The organism is Pseudofrankia sp. EUN1h, from assembly GCF_001854645.1.
Taxonomy (GTDB): domain Bacteria; phylum Actinomycetota; class Actinomycetes; order Frankiales; family Frankiaceae; genus Pseudofrankia; species Pseudofrankia saprophytica.
The window spans coordinates 122,016-134,496 of record NZ_MBLN01000066.1; the positions used below are offsets into that span (position 1 = coordinate 122,016).

A 12,481-nucleotide genomic window follows, 5' to 3' on the forward strand; every position below is an offset into this window, starting at 1 on the left:
ACTCACCCACAGCCGCCGCACGGCGTGCCCTGGCCGCCGTGGCCGCGGCCCACGGACACGTCGACGATCGCCAGCGGGTTGCGGACCGCGCCGGCCAGTGCCAGCTCGGCGTGCGCGTGTTCGGTGATCCACGGGTCAGGTGCGTGGATGGAGCCGTTGAAGGCCAGCGCGCGGGCTCGGCAGCCGCCGGCGAAGGTGGCGGTGGTGCCGTGGGCACTGGTGGGCTCCGTGGGCGGCAGCGCCCGGATGGCCCGGAAACCGGCGCTGTCGTGCCAGACGTCGGCGAGCGAGCGGTTCCTGATGTTCGCGGCGTCGAACTCGGGGCCGAGGAAACTGCACGGGTTGACCTGGCCGGACACCGAGACGGAACAGACCAGGTTGCCCGCTCCGCAGCCGTAGTTCTGGTAGATCACCGACTGGGACTCGTCTCGGGAGAACGGGCTGAACGGGTCGATGTGGCGGACATCCAGGCCGGCCCCCTCATCGTCTTCCTCCTCGATCTCGAGGTCGCCGAGCGCGGAGAGCGTGCGCAGCGCGGAGCTGTACTCGGCGAACGTCGGCATGAGGTCAAGGTTCTCGCGTGCCACGCCCACCGGGTAGAGCGGCCGGAAGACGGCCGTGTCCGCGCCCACCTGGTGCGCCAGCCGCGCGCAGGCCTCGATCTCGGCCAGATTGCTGCGCATGATCGTGAACGCCAGGGTGAAGCGGGCGTGGYGGCGCAGCACCGCCAGCCGGTCGAGCACCCGGGCGAAGGTGCCCTCGCCTCGGACGGCGTCGTTCGTCGCCGCGGTCGCGCCCTCGAGGCTCACGTTCAGCCAGACCAGCTCGCGCCGGCCGAACTCGCGGGCGACCTCGTCCGTGATGAGCAGGCCGTTCGTGGTGACGCAGGGGGCGAGTCCGTGCGCGAGCGCCCGGTCGATCACAGCGAACAGATCCTTGCGCAGCAGCGGCTCACCGCCGGTCAGACCCAGCCGGAAACTGCCCAGTGACGCCATCTGGGCAAACAGGTCGTCGATCTCGTCGAGAGCGAGCCGCCGCTCGCCGCGCCGCGGCAGGTCACCGGCGAAGCAGTGGGTGCAGGTGAGGTTGCAGCTGCCCACGACCTCGAGATGGACGGCCAGCGGGCCGACGAGATGATCCGCAGGCACGTCCAGACCCTCGAGGACCGTTCCTGCGAGCCGGCCGTCCACCGTGAAGAACCCGCGGTCGTAGAAGTCCTCGTAGAAACGGATGACCTGGTCTCGCCGCTCGTCGTCGGCCAGGCGCGCGAGCACCTCGCCTATGGGCGCCTCGGCCAGCTCAGTCAGCACCGCGGTGGCCGCGGCGTCGAACGGGAGATATCGGGAGGTGCGACGGTCGAAGACCGTGCTGCCGAAATGCTGCGGGACCACGACCAGCGGTGGCCGGGCGATCGGGCTCACCGCGCCACCTCGGGCGGAGGAACCAGCGTGAACGTCCTGCGGATCCAGGCCCGCCGTGGTTCGTCGGTGGGATATCGCAGCTCGCGGTCCGGGATCTCGATGCCGAGCCCGAGCGCGCCCTGGCTGGTGAGCGAGGTGACCTGGTAGTCGGGACGCTCACCGGGGTCGGGCGCGGGCCACTCCAAAGCGACCATCGCCGGCCAGTTGCTGTCGTCGAAGCCGGGCAGCATCCAGGTGTAGTCGTCCGGCGCCGTCCGCCGGTAGCGCCAGGTCCCGTCGGCGGCCGACAGGACCACCTGCGGGAACTGCTGTTCGACGTCCGGAATGACCTGGCTCTCGGCGCGGGTAGTGCCCGAGAAGGCGAGGAAGGGCACGCCCGCGGGGAACCCGCTGATCGCGAACGCGACCACGTGCTCGCCGAACGGGACGATGGTGTGACCCGAGGGCGGCCGGGCGCCGTCCAGGAACATGTCGGTGACGTAGCCGCGGGAAACCATCCGCATGGTGAACGGGGTGCCTGCCCGAGGGTCGCGCCACCGCATCACCACTCCGCCGCAGCCGGCTGGCACCTCGCAGTGTCCGTGCTCCTCCAGCACCAGCCGCGACGACGTCTTCGCATATCGTCCCAGCGAGTTCAGCCGTAGTTCCCGCTCGCTCACCGGCCGCGCTCTCGGATTTCGCTGGTGAGGGGACAGGCACCCCGCCACCGTGTCGCTGGAGATCTCTGGATGTCCGCCACGGCGCGAGTCTCTCTTCGGCGTCGCATGATCGGAACCGGTTGCGGCGCGTCCAGTCGTTCCGTAGTTCCCGGAGATGCGGCGTAGGGCTCGGCGCGTATTCGGACCCGGTGGGCGTTTTCGGGACTCTGCCGCGATGAGCGATGAGTCTGGCGCGATCGGGGAGTCGGTTCCTGTCGAAGGGCCGGCCAGAATGCCGGCTACGGCTTGATGCGACCGCGGAACTCCGGGAGGTCTGATGGTGGCGACGGTGCTGCTGGTGATCGGCACGCGCAAGGGGCTGTGGCTGGCGCGCAGCCGGGACGGGCGGGCGAGCTGGGAGGTCACCGGCCCGCACCACCCGATGGTCGAGGTGTACTCGGCGGCGATCGACACCCGCGGCCCGGTGCCCCGGGTGCTCGTCGGGCTGTCGAGCGAGTGGTTCGGGCCGAACGTGGCGATCAGTGACGACCTGGGCGCGAGCTGGCGGGAGCCGGCGACCGCGCCGATCGCGTTCCCCACGGGCACCGACACGGCGCTGCGGCGCGTCTGGCAGATCACTCCGGGGCCGGTCGGCGAACCCGACGTCGTCTACGCCGGCGTCGAACCGTCAGCGCTGTTCCGCTCTACGGACGGCGGGCGAAGCTTCGAGCTGGTCCAGGGGCTGTGGGACCACCCGCACCKCCCGGACTGGGAACCCGGCTACGGCGGCCAGGCGATCCACACCGTGCTTCCCGACCCGGTCGACCACAAGCGGATCACCGTGGCGATGTCGTCGGGCGGCGTCTACCGCACGCTCGACGGCGGCGAGAACTGGTCGGCGGCGAACAAGGGGATCAAGGCGGGCTATCTTCCCGACCCGTACCCCGAGTTCGGCCAGTGCGTCCACAAGGTCGCTCCCTGCCCGGTGCGGCCCGAGCGGCTGTACGCGCAGAACCACGGCGGCGTCTACCGCAGCGACGACGGCGCCGACAGCTGGGTCTCGATCGCTGATGGCCTGCCCAGCGACTTCGGGTTCGCCATGGTGGCCCACCCGAGCCGACGCGACGTCATCTACAACTTCCCGCTGAAGGCCGACAGCGAGCGTTTCCCACCGGATGGCCGCTGCCGGGTGTACCGCAGCGAGGACGCCGGCGCCTCCTGGGAGCCGCGCACCGCCGGCCTGCCCGAGGAGGGCTTCTGGACGGCCGTGCTGCGCGACTCGATGTGCTCCGACGACGCCGACCCGGCCGGGGTCTACTTCGGCTCCCGCACCGGCGAGGTCTACGCCAGCCGGGACGAGGGCGACAGCTGGGTCCGGGTCGCCGCCCACCTGCCCGACGTCACCTGCGTCCGCGCGGCCGTGGTCTAACGGGCCAAAGCCAGCGGGCCACAGGAGGTGCCGAGATGCTCTTCGTTCGAGATTCCGGCAGCCCCCGTCCCCGGCAGCAGGGGAAGGGGCGGCCATGCGGGTGACGGTGCTGCTGCCCGGGGTGCTGCGCCAGCACGCGGGCGGCGCGCGCCAGGTGGAGCTGGAACTGCCGGTGGCCGGGGCGACGCTCGCCGCCGCGCTCGACGTCGTCGCCGCCCGCCATCCCGCGCTGGAGCGGCGGCTGCGCGACGAGCGCGGCGCGCTGCGCCGCTACGTGAACCTGTTCGTCGACGGCGAGGAGTGCCGACGCCTCGCCGGCGCGGACACCCCGCTGCGCGACGGCACCGAGATCCAGGTGATCCCGTCCATCGCGGGCGGCTAGCCCGGCCCGCCTCACTGATTTTCACCGGGTCGGAGTGATTGTTGTGCGAGTGGTTCGGGTGGCATGATCCGGCGTCATGCTCGGCGGCGAGACCACTGCGGGAAGTACCCAGGGGCCCCTGGATTTCTTCGTCTCCCACGCGAGGGCCGATCAGGGTTGGGCGGAATGGGTCGCCTGGCAGCTGGAGAGCGTGGGCTATCGGGTGCTCGTGGAGGCGTGGGACTTCGTCCCGGGGACGAACTGGGTCGCATCGACGCAACGGGGTGCCGCCAGCGGGGACCGGACGATCGCATTGATTTCCGGTGCCTACCTGGAATCGACGTATGCCCAGGCCGGCTGGTCTGCGGCCTTGGCGGCTGATCCGGTGGGTGCCGCACGTCGGCTGATACCGGTCCGGATCGCGGAATGCCAGCTCCCKGGGCTCCTCGGGCAGGTCGTCTCGTTTGACCTGTTCGGTATCGACGAGGCCGCGGCCAGGGCTCGCCTTCTGGAAAGGCTCGCGGCGGCGGTAGCCGGTCGATCCCGGCCGACCGTGCCGCCTGTCTTTCCGGAAGCAGGCCTTCCTGGACCGATCTTCCCTGGAGTGCCACCGCCTCCGCCGATTCAGGTGGGTGTGGTACCCGCGCCGGCTGGCTACTTTCTGGAGCGCGCGGAGGCGCGCGCTCTTGATGACATCGCCGCCAGCGGGCGGACGGCCGTGCTCTCGCAGGTGCTTGCGGGGCTCGGTGGGGTGGGCAAGACGCAGCTGGCCGCCGCGTACGCCAGGCGGGCGCTCGGCGCGGGCACTGTGGATCTCCTGATGTGGGTCTCCGCCTCGTCGCGTGAGACGGTCGTGGCCCAGTATGCGCAGGCCGCGCGGCAGCTCACCGGCACCGACGAACATGCGTCCGAGGACGCGGCCCGCAGATTCCTGGCGTGGCTCGCGACCACCTCGCGACGTTGGCTGATCGTCTTGGACGACCTTACCGCCCCCGGCCACCTGCGTGACCTGTGGCCACCTGCCACGGGCTCGGGGCGCACCATCGTCACGACCCGTCGTCGTGACGCGGCGCTGGTCACCGAAAATCGACGCATGATTGTCCTCGGCGTGTTCACCGACCTTGAGGCGAGGACCTATCTGCGCTCGGCGCTGGCCGAGCACCCACGGCTCGCGGATGACGTAGAGGGAGTCGCGCGGGACCTGGCGAACCTGCCGCTCGCGCTTGGCCAGGCGGTCGCCTTCATGCGGGACCGGGACCTGACGTGTGCCGACTACCGCCGACGGTTCACGGACCGCCGTCGCCGCCTTGCCGAGCTCTTCCCCGAGGCTGACGCTGTCCCCGACCAGTACCAGCGAACGATCGACGTCACCTGGTCTCTGTCGATCGAGATCGCGAACGAGCTGGCGCCCAGGGGGCTGGCCCTGCCGCTGCTGCGGCTCGCGAGCCTGCTCGACCCCAACGGTGCGCCCGCTAGGGTCTTCGAGGCGCCGGCCGCTCTACGTTGGCTCACGAGCGCATGGGTCGCGGGTGCCGATGACGGAGACGAGGTGACGGCCGACCACGCGCGGGACGGGTTGCGGTGCCTGCATCGCCTCAGTCTCGTGACGGTCGATGACGGCGTGGTGCGGGTGCACGCCCTGGTCCAGCGTGCCGTAAGGGAGCGGCTGGGTGTCGCGCTCGCCGCGGAGATGGCGCGTACTGCCGTCGATGCGCTCTGGTGGTCGTGGGACGCGGGTGATGACCGCGACTGGCCACTGCTCGCCATGGCCGTGCAGGTCGCACACGACGCCTCCGACGAGGACCTGAAGCGGGGGGCGTTCGACAAGCTCGTGGACATGCTGGATCGGAAGCGGCTCAGCCCGGGCTGGAACGCTCGGGCATGGGCAGCGACCTACGTCCTGCGCGACAAGTTCGACGTCCTGCTGCCGCTCGTTCTCGACTGTCTCGCTGGCGATCAGGTGAATCCGCCCAGGTCGGAAGCCGACGCGAGGGCGAGCGGGCTTGGCCCGCCGGCGCGGGTCACTCCGGAGGCGGCCAGTTCGCTGGCGTCCGTGTTCGAAGTGGTCGAGGACTGGCACACTGCTCGGCCCGAGCGCGCGATACCGGTGTTACGCGATGGGCTGGTTCGCTGGTCATTGCGCCGACGGTTCGTCGAGGCGCTCGCGAGATACCGGACCCCGGATGCGCTGCTGGCACTCCAGGAGTTCGCGCTCGCCGAGTTGGAGTCGGGGGCCGACCATCAGGTTCTCGGCGAGGTCGCCGAGGCACTGGGCGAGTTCGGTCAGGAGTTCGGCGACACGGAGCGTGCGTCATCCATCGGCATTCTGGAGCGGATCATCGTGGAGCTGGATTTCGATCCCCGGACGCGGCGGGCCGCCGTGGAAAGCGTGGCACGCCTTGCTGGCCAGGCGTCGGGCGCCGCTCCGGAGGTTGACGAAGAAGAGATCGTCAGGTACCTCAACCCGCTTGACGAACGGGGTCAGTACTCCGACTGGCGGGTCGTGCGGGCCTACGCCGACCGCGCATATGAGCGGATTGCCCGGGGCGAACTGACTCCCCAGCTGCTCACGGCATTGATCGACGGCTTCGCGCATCAGCAGACGTTCGTACGCAGAGTCATCGCGAGGTGCCTTGGCATCGCGGAGGATCCGCGAGCCCGCGCCGCGCTGGTCGACGAGCTTGGCGGTCCGCCGCTGTCCGCCGACGTCCGGCAGGCGTGCCGGGAAGCGCTCGCGACGCAGATCGACAATGCCCCGACCCCCGCGCTGCGCGCCGCTCGGCGCTGGCTGGTCGTCGATGCTGCCMGCGATGCCGCCTCGGCGGGGCGCCCGCTGCTCGCGCGCGAGCTGCTCGACCTGGTGACGAGGTCCACGAAGGCCGAGGACTGCCTTGTCGACGAAGGCGGTTTCGAGGTGCTGGCGCAGCCTTCCCACAGCGACCACAGCGGAAATAGCAGCGTTGTCGTAGGCCTGGTCGAGACGGAGGAGGCGGCAATCGATCCGGAGGCGGCCGAATTCGCCACCGATCAGGACTACGCCGAGGTCGGTGAGGGCTGGGAATCGAAGTACCGCTTCCGCGCGGTTTCCAGGTCCGACAGCGGCGTGACGGAGGTATCAGTCGCGGCGACGACCTGGGAACAGGGTGCAGCCTTCCACCGCGCCCTGCGGCGCGCGCACCCACGGCTACGTGAGTACCAGGATCGGATGATCGAGGGATGGCTACGTGGGGCTGTCCAACTGCCCGGCATTGCGTGCATGCATTGCATCGTCGTTAGCTCGGATGACGAGGTGCTGATGGCGCGCCGGGGTCGAGGCACCCCGTACGCGCCCGGACGATGGTCGGCCAGCTTCGAGGAACAGCTGACCGGCGACGACTTCGCGCCGGGGCGTGAGAACCCAGCCGTCCATGCCGCAAGGCGTGGGTTCGTCGAAGAGCTCGGGCTGCCCGCCGACCAGGTGGACATCTCGGTACCCACGGCGGTCATCGAGATGCCCATCATGAACGTCAGCCTGGTGGCCGTTCTCCGCGCACCATGGTCGTCTATCGAGATCTTGGAGGCCGGGCGGGGACAGGAGCTGGACGAGCTCAGATTCGTTTCGACCGAGCCGGCGGCATTGCTGGCCGAGGCTGCGCGTTCTGATCTGCACCCGACGTCTGGCCTGCGCCTTCGCCGACTCGCGCGGCTGCTGGGCGGCTGACTCGCCCAGCCCGGGGCTGCGAACCCGTCGGGCTAGGCGTCGAGGCGCCCACCATCCCGCGCTGGACCGGTGGACGCGCGACGGCACCGACATCCAGGTGTCCCCTCCATCGCCGTCGGCCGGTCCGCCAGCCTCGTCAGACGTTGTGGGGAACCTGTCCCGCGTCGTGGGACGAAGAAGGCTCGGGGCCACAACGCACGACAGCAGGACGAGACCCGTGGCCGGTCAGGCGAGGACAGCGCCGACGCGGCGGCGGACCTCGGCCTCGCCGAGGGCATGGGAGACGAGGTGGAAGGCGGGGCTGCGGTTCGAGCCGGTGAGCAGGACGCGGATGACCTGCGACGCCTCCTTCGTGGAGCCGTGGAAGGCGTCCTTGTCGGCCTTGTACTCCTTGGGGCTCCCGGCGAAGCCGGTGGCCGCCGCCGCGGCACGCAACTGGCCGAACCACGCGTCGCCGTCGGTCAGGTCCTGGTAGTTCCGCAGGAACTCGGCGCACAGCTCCCGGACGACCTCGGGCGCGAGCGCGCCGAGCCGGGGGTCGGCCGGGTCGGTCACCGGCTCGAACAGGCCGGTGAAGAAGTAGCCGTAGACCGGGCGGAAGTCCGACCACTTGCGCAGATCCTTGCGCGGGTTGTCGACGCCCGTCCGCTCGATGTCGAGCGCCCGCAGCGCGAGCTCGGGCTCGGCCCGTGCCGCCGCCGCGAGCTCGGTGTCGTAGGCCTCGGCCCAGGCGACGACCTGGCCGAGGATCTCCTCGCTCGGGATGGTGGCGATGTGGTCGGCGGAGATGTCCTCCAGCTTGACCAGGTCGACCAGCGCCCCGGACACGCCCGCCTCGGACAGCCGCAGCGGCTCGTGCAGCGCCTGCTCCAGGGGCAGCTCCGCGAGCCGCCCGTTGATCAGCCCGCGCAGGTAGTAGAGCACGGCCGGCGCCGGGTAGCCGGCGCTGATGAAGAACTCGACCGAGGCCTCGGGGTCCTTGCGCTTGGAGAGCTTCCGCTTCGCGGTGCCGTCCTGCTTCAGCAGCGGCGCGATGTGCGCGTACGCGACGGGCTCGAACCCGGCGGCGGCGAACAGCTGCAGGTGCACCGGGACGGATGAGAGCCATTCGTCGCCGCGGATCACGTGGGTGACCCGCATCAGGTGGTCGTCCACCACGTGCGCGAAGTGGTAGGTCGGCAGCCGCACCGGGTTGTCGGAGCTCTTCAGGATGACGACGTCGTTGCGGTTGGCGTCGGCCGACAGGTCGCCGCGCACCAGGTCGGTGAACGCGGCGCGGCCGCCGTCGCCGGGGGAGCGGAACCGGACCACGTACGGCCGGCCGGCCGTGAGCGCCTCACGAACCCGCTCGGCGGGGGCGTCGCGCCAGGGAGCCCAGCGGCCGTAGTAGCCGGTGGGCACCTTCGCCGCGCGCTGCTCGTCGGCGGCCGCGGCGAGCTCCTCTCTGGTGGCGAAGCACAGGTAGGCCAAGCCGCCGCGGAGGAACTCCCTGACGTAGCTGAGGTAGATCTGCTCCCGCGCTGACTGGGTGTACGGGCCGTAGGCGCCGTTCTGGTCGGTCTCGTCCGCCGTCACGCCGAAGTAGCCGAAGGCCACGTCGAACAGCGCGGTGGCGCCCTCGACGGTCCTGGCTGCGTCGGTGTCCTCCACCCGGATGAAGTACACGCCGCCGGACTGCCTGGCGAGGTCCTTGTCCAGCATCGCGACGTACACGCCGCCCAAGTGCGCGAAACCGGTCGGGCTCGGGCCGAGCCGGGTCACCATCGCGCCCGGCGGCAGGTCCCGCGGCGGGTACCGCGTCTCCCAGTACGCCGGCTCAGGCAGATCGGACGGGAACAGGGCATCGATCTCGTCCCGGTCGATCATGACGGGTACCTCCACGGACCACGGAAAACGCTGAGTTACCTGGAACGGCCTCCGGGCCCGTGGGACTTCGCCATCGTCGCGCCGGGGTGCCTTCTCGATCGGCCAAGCCTATCGAGAAGGGCCGCTTCGGCCTGGCCCGCGGTCACTGGAGCGGGGCCGATTGGCCGATCGTAACTTTCAAGATCCTCCCGGGTTGGTGCCGGCCGCTCGTAAACTGCCCCTTTGTGACGTCGCCGCGCCGGACGATCGGTCCGGACCAGCTGCCGGGGAGTCCGCTCGTTCCGCGCCAGCGGCCGACCCTGCGCGCCCTGCCAGGGCAGGCCGAGGTCGACCTGCCGCGTTCCCAGGAGGGGTCGCATCCGCAGCGGCTGCTCAGCAGCCTGCTAGGCGACTACTGGCACGGCCGCCGTGAGCACCTGCCGTCGGCCGCCCTGGTCGCGCTGCTCGCCGACTTCGACGTGACGACGGTCGGCGCGCGGGCGGCGCTGTCGCGGCTCGCCCGGCGCGGCGTGCTGGAGTCGTCCCGAGTCGGGCGCAACACCTACTACGGGCTGACGGCTCAGGCGTCCGCCGTCGTGCTGGAGAACGTGCACCGGCTGCGGGCCTTCGGCGAGCGGCACGAGCCCTGGGACGGCCGGTGGACCGTCGCGGCCTTCTCGCTGCCCGAGGACCTGCGCGACGTCAGGCACGCGGTGCGCAGCCGGCTGCGCTGGCTCGGCTTCGCCCCGCTCTACGACGGCATGTGGGTGAGTCCTCGCCCGGTCGCGGAGCCCGCGCGGCGGGCGTTCGCCGAGCTGGGCGTGCTGGCCTCCACGGTCCTGACGACGACCGTCGACGCGCGCCGCAGCGACCCGCGCCCGCCGATGGCCGCCTGGGACCTGACCGAGCTGCACGCCCTTTACGAGGACTTCGTCGCCACCCATGCCCCGCTGCGTGACCGGGTCAGGGCGGGCGCGGTGACGGGCGCCGAGGCGATGGTCGCGCGGACCGCGACGCTCGCCGCCTGGCGGCGCTTCCCCAGCCTCGACCCGGACCTGCCGCTTGACCTGCTGCCCGAGCGCTGGCCGCGCCGCGCCGCCCGCGACCTGTTCGCCGAGATCTGCGACGGCCTCGGCCCGCCCGCGGCCGCGCGGTTCCGCGCCGTCATCGCCGAGACCGCCCCCGACCTCGCGCACCTCGCCAGCTACCAGCGCGTCGGCGGCTGACCAGCGCCGGTCCGCCGCGGGCCACGACCCAGGCCCTGCGGACGTCGCCCCTTGCAGCAGCTCGACCACGGGGCTGTGCCGAGCCGTACGGGCACCGGGCACGGTGCCGTGACCTGTCCGCCGTACGGTTGACGGGTGAGCCTGTTCGACACGGTGCCCCCGGCCACCGGCGGCGCGGTCGGCGGTGTCGCCGGTGACCGCCCCGCCGCGGACGCGGCGCCGGTGACGCCGACGGGGCCGCTGGCCGATCGGCTGCGCCCGCGCGGGCTCGACGAGCTGGTCGGCCAGCGCCATCTGCTCGGGCCGGGCAGCCCGCTGCGCCGGCTGGTCGAGGGCGGCGGGACGACCTCGGTCGTCCTGTGGGGCCCGCCGGGCACCGGCAAGACGACGCTCGCGCACATCGTCTCCCGGGCGACCGGGCGGCGGTTCCGCGAGCTGTCGGCGGTCACGGCCGGGGTGAAGGACGTCCGGGCGGTGATCGACGAGGCTCGCGCGGCACTGGCCCTGTCGAGTGGCCGGTCCAGGCAGGCGCGCGGGCCGGTGCCCGAGCCGGACCTGCGCACCGTGCTGTTCATCGACGAGGTCCACCGGTTCACGAGAACCCAGCAGGACGCGCTGCTGCCCGCGGTGGAGCGCGGCTGGATCACGCTGGTCGCCGCGACCACCGAGAACCCCTCGTTCTCCGTCGTCGCCCCGCTGCTGTCGCGCTCGCTGCTGTTCACCCTCACTCCGCTCACCGACGACGACATCCGCGTCCTGGTGCGCCGGGCGCTGGTCGACCCACGCGGCTACGGCGGTCGGGTGCGCATCGCCCCGGACGCGCTGGACCATCTGGTCCGGCTCGCGGGTGGTGACGCCCGCCGGGCGCTCACCGCACTGGAGGCGAGCGCCGAGGCGGCCCTGGCCAAGGTCCCGGCCGGGGGTGGGACGGCGGGGGAGCCAGCCGCCGCGGGCACCGCGCTGGCCCCCGGCACCGAGCCGGCCGTCGAGGCCGAGCCGGTCGTCGAGCCCACGGTGACGGGCGAGCCCGCGGCGGCCGGGGAGGTCCCAGCGGCCGGGGAGGGTCCGGCCGGGGAGGGCCCGAACGGGGAGACCGAGCCAGTCGGAGGGAGCGAGCCGGTCGCAGGGACCGCGGCGGGTCCGCGGGAGCCCGCGGCCGCCGTGGATCTGGCGCTGCTCGAGCAGTCCGTCGACCGGGCGGCCGTTCGTTACGACCGGGACGGTGACCAGCACTACGACGTCGTCAGCGCGTTCATCAAGTCCATGCGCGGCGGCGACGCCGACGCGGCGCTGCACTACCTGGCCCGGATGCTGGAGGCCGGGGAGGACCCGCGTTTCGTCGCCCGGCGCATGATCATCCTTGCGAGCGAGGACATCGGGATGGCCGACCCGGGTGCGCTCGGCGTCGCCGTGTCCGCGGCCCAGGCCCTGGAGATGATCGGGCTTCCGGAGGCGCGGCTGGCGCTCGCGCAGGCCGTGATCCATCTTGCGCTCGCCCCCAAGTCCAACGCGGTGATCCGCGCGATCGACGCGGCCACGGCCGACGTCCGGGCCGGCAGGGGCGGCTCGGTGCCGGCCCACCTGCGTGACTCGCATTACCAGGGCGCCCGCCGGCTCGGGCACGGCGACGGCTACCGCTACCCGCACGACTACCCGGGCGGGGTGGTCGACCAGCAGTACGCGCCGGACGAGCTGGTGGGCGTCGACTACTTCCGCCCCGGTCAGCTGGGCTTCGAGCGGCGTGCCTCGGCCAGGGCCGACGAGCTGCGCGCCGTGCTGCGCGGCGGCGCGCGACCAGCGGCTGGCGGCGCCGGGCCGGACGCGGCGCCCGGCCCACGAGAGCAGGGCTCTTAGCGGGGCG

General features: G+C 71.9%; 8 protein-coding genes and 1 pseudogene. 6 read left to right on the forward strand and 3 right to left on the reverse strand.

The genetic code is table 11. From position 1 onward, the window contains the following. Window positions 1-2: 2 nt before the first annotated feature. Together BCD49_RS25970 and BCD49_RS25975 are read right to left on the reverse strand one after the other, a co-directional pair. Window positions 3-1,421: a radical SAM protein gene (locus BCD49_RS25970; RefSeq protein WP_083401694.1), complete on the reverse strand. Its 1,419-nt coding sequence runs from the start codon at window positions 1,419-1,421 to the stop codon at window positions 3-5. After that, window positions 1,418-2,080: a hypothetical protein gene (locus tag BCD49_RS25975; protein ID WP_007516383.1), complete on the reverse strand. Its 663-nt coding sequence runs from the start codon at window positions 2,078-2,080 to the stop codon at window positions 1,418-1,420. The genes BCD49_RS25970 and BCD49_RS25975 overlap by 4 nt, the downstream gene beginning before the upstream one ends. 316 nt (window positions 2,081-2,396) lie before the next feature. Here BCD49_RS25975 and BCD49_RS25980 point away from each other — a divergent pair, with 316 nt between their 5' ends. From BCD49_RS25980 to BCD49_RS25990, 4 genes and pseudogenes are all read left to right on the forward strand, one after another. After that, window positions 2,397-3,488, forward strand: a complete 1,092-nt coding sequence (locus BCD49_RS25980; protein WP_071042005.1) for a WD40/YVTN/BNR-like repeat-containing protein — start codon at window positions 2,397-2,399, stop codon at window positions 3,486-3,488. Window positions 3,489-3,582: 94 nt separating this feature from the next. Continuing rightward, entirely contained in the window at window positions 3,583-3,870 is a 288-nt protein-coding gene (locus BCD49_RS25985; RefSeq protein WP_007516381.1) for a MoaD/ThiS family protein, read from the forward strand. A gap of 76 nt (window positions 3,871-3,946) precedes the next feature. Then, window positions 3,947-4,348: pseudogene (locus BCD49_RS46495) on the forward strand (toll/interleukin-1 receptor domain-containing protein); the annotation flags it as partial. Window positions 4,349-4,477: 129 nt separating this feature from the next. Then, window positions 4,478-7,549 carry a HEAT repeat domain-containing protein gene (locus BCD49_RS25990; RefSeq protein ID WP_241832401.1) on the forward strand — a complete coding sequence of 1,024 codons (3,072 nt, stop codon included), beginning with the start codon at window positions 4,478-4,480 and terminating at the stop codon, window positions 7,547-7,549. A gap of 225 nt (window positions 7,550-7,774) precedes the next feature. Here the strand turns inward: BCD49_RS25990 and BCD49_RS25995 are convergent, their stop codons facing one another. Further along, entirely contained in the window at window positions 7,775-9,415 is a 1,641-nt protein-coding gene (locus BCD49_RS25995; protein WP_007516379.1) for a glutamate--tRNA ligase, read from the reverse strand. Between the two features lie 224 nt (window positions 9,416-9,639). Here BCD49_RS25995 and BCD49_RS26000 point away from each other — a divergent pair, with 224 nt between their 5' ends. Beyond that, window positions 9,640-10,620: a PaaX family transcriptional regulator gene (locus BCD49_RS26000; RefSeq protein WP_035931204.1), complete on the forward strand. Its 981-nt coding sequence runs from the start codon at window positions 9,640-9,642 to the stop codon at window positions 10,618-10,620. 135 nt (window positions 10,621-10,755) lie between these two features. After that, complete coding sequence (locus BCD49_RS26005; protein ID WP_007516377.1) at window positions 10,756-12,474, forward strand: replication-associated recombination protein A; 1,719 nt, start codon at window positions 10,756-10,758, stop codon at window positions 12,472-12,474. The last annotated feature ends 7 nt before the right edge of the window (window positions 12,475-12,481 follow it).